The sequence below is a fragment of the Streptomyces sp. NPDC003027 genome, from assembly GCF_053591435.1.
Map to the genome: position 1 here is coordinate 16,179 of NZ_JBSFTU010000031.1, position 14,739 is coordinate 30,917.

Consider the following 14,739-nt stretch of genomic DNA (forward strand, 5'->3'; position numbering starts at 1 on the left):
CCGCTCACCCTGACACTCCCACGCAAAGGAAGCCCACCCCATGCTGCGCATCGCCGTCCCCAACAAGGGTTCCCTCTCCGGACCTGCGTCGGAGATGCTCCATGAGGCCGGCTACCGCCAGCGCAAGGAGTCCAAGGAACTCGTCGTCATCGACCCCGACAACGAAGTCGAGTTCTTCTACCTGCGGCCGAAGGACATCGCGATCTACGTCGCCTCCGGCAAGCTGGACATCGGCATCACCGGCCGTGACCTGCTGCTGGACTCCGGAGCCAACGCGGAGGAGATCCTCCCGCTGAACTTCGGCCGCTCGACGTTCCGCTACGCCACCCGCCCCGGCACCGCGAACGGCCCCGAGGACTTCGGCGGCATGACCATCGCTACCTCGTACGAGGGAATCGTCGCCAAGCACCTCGCCGACCAGGGCATCGACGCCTCCGTCGTCCACCTGGACGGCGCGGTCGAGACCGCGATCCAGCTGGGCGTCGCCCAGATCATCGCGGACGTCGTCGAGACCGGCACCAGCCTGCGCAACGCCGGTCTGGAAGTCGTCGGCGAGCCCATCCTCAAGTCCGAGGCCGTCGTCATCCGGCGCAACGGCGCCGAGGCCGACCACCCCCAGGTGCAGCAGTTCCTCCGCCGCCTCCAGGGTGTCCTCGTCGCCCGCTCGTACGTGATGATGGACTACGACTGCCGCGCCGAGCACCTGGAGCAGGCGGTCGCGCTCACCCCGGGCCTGGAGTCGCCGACGATCTCGCCCCTGCACAACGAGGGCTGGGTCGCGGTCCGGGCCATGGTCCCGGCCAAGGAGGCGCAGCGGATCATGGACGACCTGTACGAACTGGGTGCCCGCGCCATCCTGACGACGGCCATCCACGCCTGCCGTCTCTGACGACGACGGCCGAGGCGAGGCACGAGGCATGAGGCACGAAGGAACCACGATGTCCGAGTCAACGACGCCCACCCTCCCGGTCACCTTCCGGCCGGGCCGCACCCGCGCGGTCCTGCTGATCGTGGGGACGGTGATGTTCGCCGTCATCACCGCCGTCGCGCTGATGCTGGAGAACCTCGGCCCGGGGGAGCGGGCCAGCTTCGTCTTCACCGCGGCCCTCTTCCTCGGCGTCCTCGCGCTGCTCAGCCGCCCCAAGGTCGTCGCCGACGACGGCGGCGTCACCGTCGTCAACATCACCCGGACACGCCGACTGGCGTGGGCCGAGATCCTGCGGGTCAACCTCCGGCCGGGCGACCCCTGGGTCTTCCTCGACCTGAGCGACGGCACGAGCATGCCCGCGCTCGGCATCCAGCCGGGAATCGCCAAGCAGCAGGCCATCCGCGACGCCCGCGCCCTGCGCGCCCTCGCCGAGGCGCGCGGCACCGGTCCGGACGCCGGCTGACCCGAACGTACACCCGCCCACCACACCCGAGGGTCGCCCATACGGGGCCGACCCCCTGCCCCGGGCCCGGTCGGCGTGATTACTCTGGAGGCGGTGGTGCCGAGCGGCACCACCGCCTCGCATGTGCGGGGCCGCGACCGCGGCCCGCGGGGCCCTCCCTGCGACCCGAGGAGTGACTCCCTCCGGCAATGGACGGATCGTCCGGTAGTACCCGCGCCGCCCTCTCCACGGAGGCGGCGGCATGATCATCCCCCTCCTGCTGCTCACCGCGGCCTTTCTCCTGATCCTCGCCAACGGCTTCTTCGTGGCGGCCGAGTTCGGTCTCGTCACCGTGGAACGCGCCGACGCCGAACGGGCCGCGGCCGACGGCGACCGGCGCGCCCGCAGAGTCGTCAAGGCGCTGCGTGAGCTGTCCTTCCAGCTCTCCGGCACCCAGCTCGGCATCACCCTCACCTCGCTCGTCGTCGGCATGCTCGCCGAGCCCGCGCTCGCCCGGCTCCTCGGCCCGCCGCTGACCTGGACCGGACTGCCCCGGAGCGTCGTCCCCGGGGTGTCGGTCGTGATCGGGATGCTGCTCGCCTCCGCCGTCCAGATGGTGGTCGGCGAACTCGTGCCCAAGAACTGGGCGGTCTCCCGGCCGCTCCAGGTGGCCCGGTTCGTGGCCGGCCCGCAGCACCTCTTCTCGTCCGTCTTCCGGCCGGTGATCGCCCTGCTCAACCGGGTCGCCAACCGGCTGGTCCGGCTCCTGGGCGTGGAGCCCACCGAGGAGCTGGACTCCGTCCGTACCCCCGGTGAGCTGGTCGCCCTGGCCCGGCACTCGGCCCGGGCGGGCGCGCTGGAACAGGACACGGCCGACCTGTTCGTCCGCACCCTGACGCTGGGCGGGCTCACCGCACAGCACCTCATGACCCCTCGGGTGAAGGTGAGCGCCCTGCAGACCGACGCCACCGCGGCCGACGTCCTCAACCTCACCCGGGCGACCGGCCTTTCCCGTTTCCCGGTGTACCGCGAACGCATCGACGAGATCGTCGGCATGGTCCATCTCAAGGACGCGCTCGCCGTGCCCCCGCACGTGCGGCCGCGCACCCCCGTGGGCCGGATCGTCGTCCCGCCGCTGCTCGTCCCCGAGACGCTGCCGGCCCAGGCGCTCCTGGAGCGGCTGCGCCGCGAACAGCCGATCGCCGTCGTCGTCGACGAGTACGGCGGCACCGCCGGGGTGGTCACCCTGGAGGACATCGTGGAAGAGCTCGTCGGCGAGGTCCGCGACGAGCACGACACCGCCTCCGACGAGCGGCCCGAGCTGACCGCCGTCACCGCCGACGACGGCAGCCCCGCCTGGGACGCCGACGGCTCCTGCCGAGTGCACACCCTGCACCGGATAGGAGTCGACGTGCCCGAAGGCCCGTACGAGACGGTCGCCGGGCTCGTCGCCGACCTCCTGGGCCGCATTCCCGCGCCCGGGGACCGGGCCGAGCTGCCCGGCTGGCGGCTCTCCGTACGGCAGGTCGACCGCTATCGCGCCGCGCGCGTACGGATCGTGCGCACGGCCACGCTGCCCCTGGTGCCGGAGGCCGTCCGATGAGCCTGCTCCCGCTGCTGTTCGCCGTCCTTCTCGTGGTGGCCAACGGCTTCTTCGTCGGCGCCGAGTTCGCGCTCGTCTCGGTACGCCGCAGCCAGATCGAGCCGCTCGGCGGCACCCGGGCCCGCCAGGTGCTGTACGGCCTGGAGAACCTGCCGCAGATGATGGCGGCGGCACAGTTCGGCATCACCGTCTGCTCGTTGACGCTCGGCGCGGTCGCCGAGCCGACGGTGGCACGACTCCTCGAACCGCTCTTCCACGCCGTACGGGTGCCGGAGGGCCTGATCCATCCGCTCGGGTACGTCGTGGCCCTCGCCGCGGTCGTCTTCCTCCATCTCGTCATCGGCGAGATGGTGCCGAAGAACCTCGCGATGGCGGCGCCCGAGCGGACGGCGCTCTGGCTCGGCCCCGCCCTGGTCGGCTTCGCCAGGATCTGCCGGCCGGTGACCACCGCGCTCGGCGCCTGCTCCCGGCTGATCCTGCGCGCCTTCGAGGTGGAACCCAAGGACGAGGTCGAGGCCGTCTTCACCAGCGTCCAGCTCGGACGCCTGGTGGAGGACGCGGGGCAGGCCGGACTGCTCGACCCGGCCGAGCAGGAGCGTCTGGAGGACGCCCTCGAACTGGGCAGCCGCCCGGTGACGGACGTGCTCATGGGCCCGGCGGCGCTGGTGACGGTCACCCCGGACGTCACCCCGCGCGAGATCGAGGAGCTGACCGTCCGCACCGGCTACTCGCGCTTCCCCGTGTGCGCCGAAGGGAGTGGGACGTACCTCGGGTTCGTGCACGTCAAGGACGTCCTGGAGCTGGAGGAGCGCGAGCGGGCGGTGCCGCAGCAGATCTGGCGCCCCATGGCGACGCTCCGCCCCGAGCTGCCGCTCGACGACGCCCTGACCGTGATGCGCCGCGCGGCCACCCACCTCGCCCAGGTCGCGGACGGCTCGGGCCGCGTCCTCGGACTGGTGGCCCTGGAGGACGTCCTGGAGATGCTGGTGGGCGAGGTCCGCGACCCGTCCCACCGCGCGCCCGCGCCCGCCCCCGCCTACCGGGCGCCCGCGGCCCGGCCGGCCAGGGATCCCCGCCCGGAGCGGTCGGCGGGGGTGCTGGCCGGCTGACATGGCCGCAGGCCCACCCGTGGGGGCCCGGGTGCCCGGGTGCCGGCCGGCACCCGGCCGGGTCACAGGCCCGGTGGCTCCTGGGAGCCCCGGGCCGAGGGGCCGCGGCCCGAGAGGACCTCGCCGTACGCCTGCATCAGGTCGGCCAGCCGGAGCGTGGCCAGGTCCTCGCGGGTCGGGGTACCGGGGTAGCCGGAGAGACGGAGGTCGCGGTACGCGCAGGACTTCTCGTACAGCGTCCGCAGGAAGCGGCCGTTGCCCAGCTCGTCGATCCAGCCCTGCTCGACGACATGGCCGCTGATCGAGCGCAGCTCGTCCAGCGCCTCCTCGTCCCAGCAGTCCCCGTTCGCCGCCGCCAGGACCTCGCCGATCGCGGTGAGTTCTCCTGGGCGGTACGAGGGGAAGTCCACCCGGGTCGTGAAACGCGAGGACAGCCCGGGGTTGGTGGCGAGCAGCCGGTCCATGCCCTCGGGGTAGCCCGCCAGGATCACGACCAGGTGGTCCCGGTTGTCCTCCGCCCGCTTCAGCAGCACCTGAAGCGCCTCGTCGCCGTACGCGTCGCCCTTGCTGTAGCCGGTGTTGGAGAGCGAGTACGCCTCGTCGACGAAGAGGACCCCGCCGACCGCCGAGTCGATCAGCTCGTTCGCCTTGACCGCGGTCTGTCCGAGGAACTCCCCGACGAGATCCGCCCGCTGGGCCTCCACGAGGTGATCGCCGCCGAGCAGGCCGAGGGCGTAGAAGACCCGGCCCAGAATCCGGGCGACGGTGGTCTTCCCGGTGCCCGAGGGGCCGGAGAAGACAAAGTGACGTTTCGGCGGCTGTACGGGCAGGCCCTGCCCGGCCCGTAGCCGCGCCATCTCCAGCTGCGCCGACAACGCCTTGACCTGCCGCTTCACCGGCTCCATCCCGACCATGCGCTCCAGCTCGGCGAGCGCCTCGGCGAGCAGGGCCGGGTCGGTCGGACTGGCGGGGAAGCGCGGGGGCGTCGGCTGGGGCGGGAGCGACGCCTTCTGCCGTACGGCGTCCGGCGGTTCGGGCGGGCCGGTGGGAGCGGCCGGAGCGGGGGGCGGCGGGGGCTCCGTGTCCAGCCGCACTCCGTCGGCCACCGGGCTCTCCGGATCGCCCTGGGTCCCGCCGACCGCGTCCTGGCCCAGACCGCCGAGGGTCACCGAGGCCAGCCCGGCGGGGTCCTCCGCCCCCTCGAAACCGTCGTACTCGGTGATCGCCGCCAGACGGGCGGCCGTGTCCATGAACGCCGGATCGATGCGGTGCACGGCCCGGTAGAGCGGCAGCGCGGCGGCGCTGCGACCGGTTCCCTCGTGCGCCCTGGCCAGCCAGTAGCGCAGCTCCTTGCGCTGCGGCTGCTCGCTGCGGCAGCGCATCAGAGCCGCCGAGAGCAGCGGTTCGGCCTGGCTGTACATCTCCAGACGGACCCGGGCCATCCCGCCGAAGAGACCCGCCTCGATCCCGAGCAGCGGATCGTCCACCAGCGTCTCGGTGTGCCGGACCAACTGGTCCCAGTCCTTGACCAGGTAGGACCGGCAGGCGTGCAGGAAGCGCACCTGGGGGTCGGTGTCGACCGGGGGAAGGCCCGCGAGCGCCCGGTCCAGCTCGGGCACATGGCGTCCGTCCAGCCAGTGCGAGGCGTGGGCCAGGAGCAGGTCCCGCGGGGTCTCCAGGACGGGCTGCACCCACCAGCCGAGCCAGTACCAGGAGTTCAGGGTCCGGCGGTGGCGGGCCCGCTGCTCGCCGAACCGGTCGCGGTTGCGGTACATCCGCAGCAGCGCCGTGGTGGTGTCCACCCGCAGCGCGTGCAGCCCGAGCCAGCCGTCCGCCATCCCGGGATCGATGCGTACCGCCGTCCGGAACTCCTCCTCCGCCTGCGGATAGGCGCCCATCGTGTAGGCGTCGACTCCCCGCAGCCAGGCGAGCTCGGCCGGGGCCTGTCCGCCCTGAGTACCGATGTCCATCGGGTCCCCCACAACACGCGCCCCGTTGCCGTCCCGGCGGGCGGACGCCCGCCGGAAGCCGTACACAACCGCCTTCTCGCGGACGGGATTTGACCGCACCGAAGGGCATCGTACCTGCGCAGAGGGGACGCGACGTAGGAGAAGCGCATGATCCGGCGGCGGTGACCCTGGGTGAGCACAGGGCGGTGACGGCCGGCCGGGGAACGGGATGATCAGGGCAGAACGAAGCCCCCGATCACGGGGGAACAACCGGGGGCTTCGTGTCCGCGGCGGCTCCGAAAAGCCGCACAATGAGAACGTAAGACCTGTACGCCCCTTGGGTCAAGCCGAGTTGGGGGACTTGCGGAAGCCGGTTTCCGGTTACTCAGTTCACCGGTCGAGCGTCGTGACGGTGCGTGATGATCTGGTTCGGGCCTGCTGTCACTGAAGGCCCGGGAAGCCATGCGTAGCCCTCCTGACACTCCCGTACCAAGGTGTCGGCGAAGGGCCGTGAGGGGTCCTCGTCGAAATGGCGAGTCTCCGCCACCGTCCAGCCGTCCCAGAAGGCCGACAGGGCCGGTCCGTCCCGGTGCCGTCCCCGCGACCAGGACTCCTCCGCCCCCCGGTCCATCCACAGCAGCGCGGCGAGACACGGCCGCAGCGCGCGCCTGCCCGCCCCGACGCCCTCGATGAGGACGACCGGCGCCGGGGGCAGTGCGCGCGGCGGACCGAAGGCCCGCAGATTCCAGTCGTACGGGTGATACAGCGCGGCCTCACCCCGCGAGAACGGCCCGATCACCTGGTCCCGCATCCGTTCCGTCCAGGCGAAGAGCTCCTCGTGCGTGGCGAGGTCGTCGAGGTGCAGGACCGGCGCCGCCAGTCGCGCGGCGAGCCGGCCGGCGAAGGTCGACTTCCCGGAACCCGCGTGCCCGTCGACCGCGATCAGCCGCACCGGCCCGCAGGACGGGGGCAGGCGGCGCAGTTGGGAGGCGGCGCGGTCGAGGCAGTCCATGCCGTCAGCCTAGAACGTGTCCGCAAAGCCTCGCCCGGTGCGTGTCGGCCAGGTCGTGTCCGCAGGTCACGCGGCTGCTCTCGTCACCGGTCTCGACCAATATTGGTCGGCCGACGCGGGGCGAATCGCTGGCAGAGGCGCTTCACGAGCCGCGATAGTTGTCCCCGCGCCCCACCCGCACGGCACCACCCGGCCGCGCACCCGCGGCCCCGTTCGTTCGCCATCACCGTTCTCGACTGGGGGTCACCGCCCATGACCAGCTCCACCCCGCGCAGAACCGTTCTCGCCGCCGCCCTCGCGGCCGCCGCGGGTACGGCCGCGGCCTCCGCGGCACCCGCGGCCGCCCTGGTCCGCGACACCGCGGACACGGCCCACGTCCACGCGCCCGCCCTCGTGGACAACCGCTTCTGGACCTCGTACACCGACTGGCGCTCCGGCAGCGCCGCGGGCACCCGGGCCGTCGCCGGCCACCGCCCCGGCCTGGTGATCGCGAGCCCCGCCGGCCGCACCGACTACACCGACCCGCACACCGGCACGACCTCCGCCTGGGAGTACGCGAGCTGGACCTCCCCGGTCCACACCTCCACCGTCCCCGCCACCGAGGTCATCGCCTCCTGGAACGCCGACACCCCGCCCGGCACCTGGATCCAGATCGAGCTGCGCGGCACGTACAACGACGCCACCGCCACCCCGTGGTTCGTGATGGGCCGCTGGGCCTCCGGAGACGGGGACGGCGACATCCGGCGCACCTCGGTCGACGACCAGAGCGACGGCCGGAGCTCCGTATGGACCGACACCTTCGCCGTCGACGACGCCGCGAGCGGGCTGCGCCTGGCCTCGTACCAGCTCCGGCTGACGCTCCACCGGACCCCTGGCACCACGTCCACGCCGACGGTGTGGCGGCTCGGCGCGATGGCGTCCGACATCCCGGACCGGTTCACCGTCCCCGCCTCCGTGCCCGGACTCGTCCGCGAGCTGGCCGTCCCGCGCTACTCACAGAACACCCACGTCGGCCAGTACCCGGAGTACGACAACGGCGGCGAGGCATGGTGCAGCCCGACCTCCTCGCAGATGATCATCGAGTACTGGGGGCGCCGCCCCAGCGCGGAGGACCTCGCCTGGGTGGACCCGGCCTTCGCCGACCCCCAGGTCTGCCACGCGGCCCGTTTCACCTTCGACTACCAGTACGAGGGGTGCGGCAACTGGCCCTTCAACACCGCCTACGCCGCCACCTACCCGGACATGAACGCCGTGGTCACCCGGCTGCGCTCGCTCACCGATCTGGAGACCCTGATCAGGGCGGGCATCCCGGCCATCACCTCGCAGTCCTTCCGCAAGGAGGAGCTGACCGGAGCCGGTTACGGCACCGCCGGCCACCTCATGACCGTCATCGGCTTCACCGCGGACGGCGACGTGATCGCCAACGACCCGGCCTCGCCGAACAACGAGGCCGTGCGCCGCGTCTACAAGCGGCGCGAGTGGGAGAACATCTGGCTCCGCACCAAGCGCTACAACGCGAGCGGCAAAGTGGTCTCCGGCACAGGAGGGGTGTGCTACCTCTACTTCCCCGACCGCCCGACACCCGCCCAGCGCAAGGCATTGGCGGCCGTCGGCATCCGGTGACCCGCGCCCGCGGGCCCGGGGGCCGTGAGGAACGTCTCTACCCCGGAGCCGCCGTCGCTGGCACTGTGGTGGCCATGACCGCCATCACCCACTCCGCCGCCCGCGCCCGCGCCCGTACCGGCGGCCCCGAGGACAACGGACCCAAGCTGCTCGAGCACGTCCTGGGCTGGACCCTGGTCGTCGTGCTCGCCATGTTCGTCACGCAGGTCGGGCTGATGTGACGGTCCCCTCATGCCCGGCGGCCTGGACGGGCGACGGCGCCTGAGGGGGCCGGCGACCACGAGAAGGCGCGGAGTGACCGGGGCCCGCCGAATGGGCATACTCCCTCCGCCACGGGCGCCGGGCGCCCCCTCGCGTGATCCGCCCGGGGGAGCATCGGCGCAGACCGACGGCGGTGCGTCGCCCGACCCCGGCCCGCGCCGCCGCAGCCCCCGACAGGGAGGAGTGCGCCGCCATGCCCGACCGCGCCCCGCAGACGGTGGACCGCAGGCTGCCCACGGAGGAGGCCGAGGATCTGCTCGCCCTGGTCCGTGACATCGCCGAGCGGGAGATCGCGCCCCACGCCGCCGAGGAGGAGGAAGCCGGCCACTTCCCCCGCGAGCTCTTCTCGCTGCTCTCCGCCTCCGGGCTGCTCGGCCTTCCGTACGACTCCGAGTACGGCGGCGGCGACCAGCCCTACGCCGTCTACCTCCAGGTTCTCGAAGAACTCGCCGCCGCCCGGCTCACCGTCGGCCTCGGTGCCAGCGTCCACACCCTGTCCTGCCACGCCCTCGCCGGTTTCGGTACGAAGGAGCAGCGCGCCGCCCATCTGCCCGCCATGCTCGGCGGCGGCCTCCTCGGCGCCTACTGCCTCTCGGAACCGGCCTCCGGCTCCGACGCGGCCTCCCTGCGGACCAAGGCGGTCCGGGACGGCGACGCGTGGGTGCTGACCGGCACCAAGGCGTGGATCACCCATGGCGGGATCGCCGACTTCTGCACGGTCATGGCCCGGACCGGCAGCGAGGGGCCCAAGGGCATCACGGCGTTCCTGGTGCCGGGGGACGCCGAGGGGCTGAGCGCCGCGGCGCCCGAGCGGAAGATGGGCATGAAGGGCTCGCCCACGGCCCAGCTGCACTTCGACGGGGTGCGGATCCCCGACGCGCGCCGGATCGGCGAGGAGGGGCAGGGGTTCGCCATCGCGCTGTCCGCCCTGGAATCCGGCCGTCTCGGGATCGCGGCCTGTGCGGTGGGGCTCGCCCAGGCCGCGCTCGACGAGGCCGTCGCGTACGCCCGTGAGCGACGGCAGTTCGGCCGGCCGATCGCCGACTTCCAGGGCTTGCGCTTCCTGCTCGCCGACATGGCGACCCGGATCGAGGCGGGCCGGGCGCTGTATCTGGAGGCGGCGCGGCTGCGTGACGAGGGCCGGCCGTTCGGACGGCAGGCCGCGATGGCGAAGCTGTTCTGCACGGACGCGGCGATGGCGATCACCACGGACGCGGTCCAGGTCCTCGGCGGCTACGGCTACACAGCGGACTTCCCGGTGGAGCGCTACATGCGGGAGGCGAAGATGCTGCAGATCGTCGAGGGGACCAATCAGATCCAGCGGATGGTCATCGCGCGTCACCTCGTCGGACCAGAGTCCCGCTGACACCGCTCACGCGCACCGTGCGGTCGGCCCAGACCGGCGCGGCGGCCAGCCGGTTCCACTCCTGGTCGTTGCGGCCGGGCAGGGTCCGGCCGTGGCTGGCCCACTGGCGGAGCAGCGCCTGGTAGATCGGCGGGTCGGTGAGGTGCGCAACCAGGTGCGGAACCGGGTGGGGAACCACGTGCGGAGCCGCGCGCGGAACCGATTCTTCAAGGCGAGGCTCGGTGAGCCGCCGTCTTCCGTAGGTGCTCGGGGCGGTGTGCACGGACGTCATGACCGGCCCAACGCGACCCGCCCGTCCGGGGTCACCGCCGGACCGATTCGAGCGGCAGTTCGGGAGTTACCCGGTGTTCCCGGACGAGGCCGACCGTGCCCGGCTCCGGCCTCGCGGGAACGCCTGACGTGCCGCCAACTCCTCCTCGCGCGGTCTCAGGCCGCGCGCCGCATCTGCGGCACCTTGATCGGACGCGAACCCGGACCGCCGACGTGCGAGAAGGGCTGCGTCCGCCAGTCCAGTCCCTGAGGGAGCGTCAGCAGCAGCGCGGTGTCCTGCTCCAGGACCTCCAGGGTCTCGTCGGCGGGTCGCGCCTCGGACGCGGCGCGACCGGTGCCGGGGCAGACCGTCAGGACGAACGGGTTCCACGGAGTCGGGCAGAGCGCGTGCTCCGGCAGCTCGTCCTCGTCCGCGAGCAGCGCTATCGGCTGCACACAGTCCGGGCAGATGACCCGGTACATCTCAAAGGTGTCGTACGCGTCGAGCTCGTCGGGCGTCTCGACCGAATCAACAGGCTCCTGCATGGAGAATCTCCCCCTCGGGTGGGTCGACCAAGTGCGTGTGGCCTCGACCACAACAAGCAATTCCCATACGGCCCACCGCATAATCGTGAGGGCCGACCCAAGCCGCTCCGCAAACCTGTGGCGTTCGTCACATGCCCGGCGCAGGTGCCGCGCGGACGGTCATAGCCACGCATACCGGCGGCCGCCGACTGTGCCGATGACCTCCCGGGGCAATAGGTTGACCGCATGGAGGAGCTGGATCGTCAGATCGTGGAGTTGCTCGTCAGGGACGGGCGGATGAGCTACACCGACCTGGGCAAGGCCACGGGCCTGTCCACCTCGGCCGTACATCAGCGCGTCCGCCGCCTGGAGCAGCGCGGGGTCATCCGCGGCTATGCCGCCGTCGTCGACCCGGAGGCCGTCGGTCTGCCCCTGACGGCCTTCATCTCGGTGAAACCCTTCGATCCCAGCGCCCCCGACGACACCCCGGACCGGCTCGCCGACATCCCCGAGATCGAGGCCTGTCACAGCGTCGCCGGCGAGGAGAACTACATCCTCAAGGTGCGCGTCGCCACCCCCCTGGAGCTGGAGCACCTGCTCAGCCGCATCCGCTCCCAGGCCGGTGTCTCCAGCCGCACGACGGTCGTCCTGTCCACCCCGTACGAGGCCAGGCCGCCACGTATCTAACCTGGTCACCATGACCGAGAGCCTGTCGAAGACCGAACACCGCACCGTGCTGCTGCGCGGTGGAGAAGTGCACAGCCCCGCCGACCCCTTCGCCACCGCCATGGTGGTCGAGCGCGGGCACGTCGCCTGGGTGGGCTCGGAGGGCGCGGCGGACGCCTTCGCCTCCGGCGTCGACGAGGTGATCGACCTCCAAGGCGCCCTGGTCACCCCCGCGTTCGTCGACGCCCATGTGCACACCACCGCCACGGGTCTCGCGCTGACCGGCCTCGACCTCTCCGCCGCCGCCTCGCTCGCCGAGGCGGCGGAGATGATCCGCGCCCACGCCGCGGCCCGCCCCGACGACCGGATCCTCATCGGGCACGGCTGGGACGCCGCCCGCTGGCCCGAGCGCCGTGCGCCGCGCCGCGAGGAGCTGGACGAGCTCACCGGCGGCCGCCCCCTCTACCTCACCCGTATCGACGTCCACTCGGCCGTCGTCACCACCGCGCTGCTCGACCTCGTGCCCGGAGTCCGGGCCCTCACCGGCTTCCGCGCGGACGAACCGCTGACCGGCGACGCGCACCACGCCGTCCGCGCCGCCGCCTACGCCGCCGTCTCCTCCGGGCAGCGCACCGAGGCCCAGCGAGCGGCCCGCGCCCGCGCCGCCTCGCTCGGCATCGGCACCCTCCACGAGTGCGGCGGCCCCGAGATCTCCTCCGAGGACGACTTCACCGGACTGCTCGACCTCGCCCGAGAGGAGCCGGGCCCGCGCGTCGTCGGCTACTGGGCCGATCTCGACACCGAGCGCGCCCGCGCCCTCGGCGCCGTCGGCGCGGCCGGCGACCTGTTCGCCGACGGCTCCCTCGGTTCCCACACCGCCTGCCTCCACGACCCCTACGCCGACCTGGCCGCCGCGCACACCGGGGTCTCCCACCTGGACGCCGCGACGGTCGCCTCCCATGTCGTCGCGTGTACCGAGGCCGGGCTCCAGGCCGGCTTCCACGCCATCGGCGACGCCGCCCTGACCGCGGTCGTCGACGGCGTGCGGGCCGCGTCCGAGAAGCTCGGCCTCGGCCGGATCCGCGCGGCCCGGCACCGCGTCGAGCACGCCGAGATGCTCACGCCCGAGACGATCGCCGCCTTCGCCGAACTCGGCCTCACCGCCTCGGTGCAGCCCGCCTTCGACGCGGCCTGGGGCGGCGAGCGGGGCATGTACGCCGAACGCCTCGGCGCGGAGCGGGCCCGCACCCTGAACCCGTACGCGGCCCTGCTCCGTTCCGGGGTGCCGCTGGCCTTCGGCTCGGACAGTCCGGTGACGCCGCTGGATCCCTGGGGCACTGTCCGGGCCGCCGCCTTCCACCGCACGCCCGAGCACCGGATCTCCGTCCGTGCCGCCTTCACCGCCCACACCCGGGGCGGCTGGCGGGCCGTCGGCCGCGACGACGCCGGCACCCTCGTGCCCGGCGCCCCGGCCGACTACGCGGTCTGGCGCACCGGCGAACTCGTGGTCCAGGCCCCCGACGACCGGGTGGCCCGCTGGTCGACCGACCCGCGCTCGGGCACGCCCGGACTGCCCGATCTGACCCCCGGCGGCGAGCTCCCCGTCTGCCTGCGGACGGTGGTCCTGGGGCACACGGTCTTCGAGCGGCCGAACGAGTGACGCGGGGACGTTCCGTACCACCGATCGATGATCCTTCCGCTCGTCCACGACCTGCGGATCGTCCCCGCTGACCTGGCGGTATAGGTCATCACCGCAGGTCGAACGAGTATTGACAGCCAACCGCCACCGGCCGGTAGGTTCGGCGAGTCCACCACAGGACATCCGACCGGTTTCGAACCTCCACGCAGTCGTCGAACGCCGCTGGGTCAGGGAATGGTGTGCCGCACCGGTTCACCAGCACCGCGAGCCAGGTTCAGCGCCCGCGCCTCGGGGGCGAGGGAAGGTTTTTTCCGGCGGAGGGTGGGATCCGGGTGGGGCCCGGACGTTCAGTAGACAACGGCTCTCGGTCGACCCGCACCCAGCGGGTCCCAGGTCGGACCGAAGGACACCGGGCCCCGATCCGCAGCGTGCTCCCTCGGTGGCGTCACGTGACGTCCCCGCCCCGACGAGTCCGGTCGCCGCAGACCCGCGACCGGGGCTCGCTATGGTGGGAGCTTACGTATGTATCCGAAGGGGCAGCAGTGAACGACGGTGGCCAGAGGCGTTACGGCCCGCTCGGCAGAGCCTTGGTGATCATTCCGACCTACAACGAGGCGGAGAACATCAAGCCGATCGTCTCGCGGGTACGGGAAGCCGTACCGGAGGCGCACGTCCTCGTGGCCGACGACAACAGCCCCGACGGGACGGGCAAGTTCGCGGACGAGCTCGCCGCGGGGGACGACCACGTCCACGTCCTGCACCGCAAGGGCAAGGAGGGCCTCGGCGCCGCCTACCTCGCCGGTTTCCGCTGGGGCGTGGAGAACGGCTACGGCGTCCTCGTCGAGATGGACGCCGACGGCTCCCACCAGCCCGAGGAGCTGCCCCGGCTGCTCACCGCGCTCAAGGGGGCCGACCTGGTGCTCGGCTCCCGCTGGGTGCCCGGCGGCCGGATCGTGAACTGGCCCAAGTCCCGCGAGTTCATCTCCCGGGGCGGCAGCCTCTACTCCCGCGTCATGCTCGACGTCCCCATCCGGGACGTCACCGGCGGCTACCGCGCCTTCCGCAAGGAGACCCTGGAGGGCCTCGGCCTCGACGACGTCGCCTCGGCCGGCTACTGCTTCCAGGTCGACCTGGCCCGCCGTGCCGTCGCCGCCGGATTCCATGTCGTCGAGGTGCCCATCACCTTCGTGGAACGCGAGGTCGGCGACTCCAAGATGAGCAAGGACATCCTCGTCGAGGCGCTGTGGCGGGTCACCGGCTGGGGCCTGACGGCCCGCGCGCACAAGGTCGGCAAGCTGCTCGGCCGCAAGTCCGCGCGCTGATCCGTCCTTTACGACGTTCCTGCGGGGCGCCAGGCACACTGGGGA

Annotated in this window: 14 protein-coding genes; 10 read left to right on the plus strand and 4 right to left on the minus strand. The window is 72.5% G+C overall.

What is annotated here, in order from left to right; genetic code table 11:
- Positions 1 to 40 precede the first annotated feature (40 nt).
- The 4 genes from hisG (at position 41) to ACWDX6_RS21585 (ending at position 4,082) form a co-directional block, all read left to right on the plus strand.
- Positions 41 to 889 carry an ATP phosphoribosyltransferase gene (gene hisG / locus ACWDX6_RS21570; protein ID WP_403290582.1) on the plus strand — a complete coding sequence of 283 codons (849 nt, stop codon included), beginning with the start codon at positions 41 to 43 and terminating at the stop codon, positions 887 to 889.
- A gap of 49 nt (positions 890 to 938) precedes the next feature.
- Complete coding sequence (locus ACWDX6_RS21575) at positions 939 to 1,391, plus strand: PH domain-containing protein (RefSeq protein WP_451486506.1); 453 nt, start codon at positions 939 to 941, stop codon at positions 1,389 to 1,391.
- 241 nt (positions 1,392 to 1,632) lie between these two features.
- Positions 1,633 to 2,973, plus strand: a complete 1,341-nt coding sequence (locus ACWDX6_RS21580; protein WP_451486507.1) for a hemolysin family protein — start codon at positions 1,633 to 1,635, stop codon at positions 2,971 to 2,973.
- Complete coding sequence (locus ACWDX6_RS21585; RefSeq protein ID WP_451486508.1) at positions 2,970 to 4,082, plus strand: hemolysin family protein; 1,113 nt, start codon at positions 2,970 to 2,972, stop codon at positions 4,080 to 4,082. The genes ACWDX6_RS21580 and ACWDX6_RS21585 overlap by 4 nt, the downstream gene beginning before the upstream one ends.
- Positions 4,083 to 4,144: 62 nt before the next feature.
- Here the strand turns inward: ACWDX6_RS21585 and ACWDX6_RS21590 are convergent, their stop codons facing one another.
- A complete protein-coding gene (locus tag ACWDX6_RS21590; protein WP_451486509.1) occupies positions 4,145 to 6,052 on the minus strand; it encodes an AAA family ATPase in 1,908 nt (635 codons plus the stop codon).
- A 364-nt stretch (positions 6,053 to 6,416) separates the two neighbouring features.
- Positions 6,417 to 7,043 (minus strand): uridine kinase family protein, encoded by a 627-nt coding sequence (locus tag ACWDX6_RS21595; RefSeq protein WP_451486510.1) that lies wholly within the window; start codon positions 7,041 to 7,043, stop codon positions 6,417 to 6,419.
- 252 nt (positions 7,044 to 7,295) lie between these two features.
- On the opposite strand from ACWDX6_RS21595, the gene ACWDX6_RS21600 reads away from it, so the two are divergent.
- From ACWDX6_RS21600 to ACWDX6_RS21610, 3 genes are all read left to right on the plus strand, one after another.
- On the plus strand, positions 7,296 to 8,666 hold the full coding sequence (locus tag ACWDX6_RS21600) for a peptidase C39 family protein (protein ID WP_451486511.1): 1,371 nt from the start codon (positions 7,296 to 7,298) through the stop codon (positions 8,664 to 8,666).
- Positions 8,667 to 8,740: 74 nt separating this feature from the next.
- Entirely contained in the window at positions 8,741 to 8,887 is a 147-nt protein-coding gene (locus ACWDX6_RS21605) for an SCO1431 family membrane protein (protein ID WP_451486512.1), read from the plus strand.
- A gap of 233 nt (positions 8,888 to 9,120) precedes the next feature.
- Positions 9,121 to 10,293 (plus strand): acyl-CoA dehydrogenase family protein, encoded by a 1,173-nt coding sequence (locus ACWDX6_RS21610; protein WP_451486513.1) that lies wholly within the window; start codon positions 9,121 to 9,123, stop codon positions 10,291 to 10,293.
- Here ACWDX6_RS21610 and ACWDX6_RS21615 read toward each other — a convergent pair.
- Both ACWDX6_RS21615 and ACWDX6_RS21620 read right to left on the minus strand, forming a co-directional pair.
- On the minus strand, positions 10,256 to 10,471 hold the full coding sequence (locus tag ACWDX6_RS21615) for a hypothetical protein (RefSeq protein ID WP_451486514.1): 216 nt from the start codon (positions 10,469 to 10,471) through the stop codon (positions 10,256 to 10,258). The genes ACWDX6_RS21610 and ACWDX6_RS21615 overlap by 38 nt on opposite strands.
- 248 nt (positions 10,472 to 10,719) lie before the next feature.
- Positions 10,720 to 11,088 (minus strand): hypothetical protein, encoded by a 369-nt coding sequence (locus ACWDX6_RS21620; RefSeq protein WP_403290561.1) that lies wholly within the window; start codon positions 11,086 to 11,088, stop codon positions 10,720 to 10,722.
- Between the two features lie 225 nt (positions 11,089 to 11,313).
- Between ACWDX6_RS21620 and ACWDX6_RS21625 the strand changes: the two genes are divergently transcribed.
- The 3 genes from ACWDX6_RS21625 to ACWDX6_RS21635 all read left to right on the plus strand — a co-directional run bounded on the left by ACWDX6_RS21625 (position 11,314) and on the right by ACWDX6_RS21635 (position 14,694).
- Entirely contained in the window at positions 11,314 to 11,754 is a 441-nt protein-coding gene (locus ACWDX6_RS21625) for an Lrp/AsnC family transcriptional regulator (RefSeq protein ID WP_158985307.1), read from the plus strand.
- Between the two features lie 10 nt (positions 11,755 to 11,764).
- Positions 11,765 to 13,393, plus strand: coding sequence for an amidohydrolase (locus ACWDX6_RS21630; RefSeq protein WP_451486515.1), 1,629 nt, complete (start codon positions 11,765 to 11,767; stop codon positions 13,391 to 13,393).
- Between the two features lie 521 nt (positions 13,394 to 13,914).
- Positions 13,915 to 14,694, plus strand: coding sequence for a polyprenol monophosphomannose synthase (locus tag ACWDX6_RS21635; RefSeq protein WP_451486516.1), 780 nt, complete (start codon positions 13,915 to 13,917; stop codon positions 14,692 to 14,694).
- The last annotated feature ends 45 nt before the right edge of the window (positions 14,695 to 14,739 follow it).

What these genes read in the sequence shown, in the direction of transcription:
- ACWDX6_RS21620 (WP_403290561.1), bottom strand. Translation starts at nt 11,088, where the DNA reads ATGCAGGAGCCTGTTGATTCGGTCGAGACGCCCGACGAGCTCGACGCG.
- ACWDX6_RS21580 (WP_451486507.1), top strand. Translation starts at nt 1,633, where the DNA reads ATGATCATCCCCCTCCTGCTGCTCACCGCGGCCTTTCTCCTGATCCTC.
- ACWDX6_RS21630 (WP_451486515.1), top strand. Translation starts at nt 11,765, where the DNA reads ATGACCGAGAGCCTGTCGAAGACCGAACACCGCACCGTGCTGCTGCGC.
- hisG (WP_403290582.1), top strand. Translation starts at nt 41, where the DNA reads ATGCTGCGCATCGCCGTCCCCAACAAGGGTTCCCTCTCCGGACCTGCG.
- ACWDX6_RS21625 (WP_158985307.1), top strand. Translation starts at nt 11,314, where the DNA reads ATGGAGGAGCTGGATCGTCAGATCGTGGAGTTGCTCGTCAGGGACGGG.
- ACWDX6_RS21595 (WP_451486510.1), bottom strand. Translation starts at nt 7,043, where the DNA reads ATGGACTGCCTCGACCGCGCCGCCTCCCAACTGCGCCGCCTGCCCCCG.
- ACWDX6_RS21610 (WP_451486513.1), top strand. Translation starts at nt 9,121, where the DNA reads ATGCCCGACCGCGCCCCGCAGACGGTGGACCGCAGGCTGCCCACGGAG.
- ACWDX6_RS21590 (WP_451486509.1), bottom strand. Translation starts at nt 6,052, where the DNA reads ATGGACATCGGTACTCAGGGCGGACAGGCCCCGGCCGAGCTCGCCTGG.
- ACWDX6_RS21575 (WP_451486506.1), top strand. Translation starts at nt 939, where the DNA reads ATGTCCGAGTCAACGACGCCCACCCTCCCGGTCACCTTCCGGCCGGGC.
- ACWDX6_RS21605 (WP_451486512.1), top strand. Translation starts at nt 8,741, where the DNA reads ATGACCGCCATCACCCACTCCGCCGCCCGCGCCCGCGCCCGTACCGGC.
- ACWDX6_RS21600 (WP_451486511.1), top strand. Translation starts at nt 7,296, where the DNA reads ATGACCAGCTCCACCCCGCGCAGAACCGTTCTCGCCGCCGCCCTCGCG.
- ACWDX6_RS21585 (WP_451486508.1), top strand. Translation starts at nt 2,970, where the DNA reads ATGAGCCTGCTCCCGCTGCTGTTCGCCGTCCTTCTCGTGGTGGCCAAC.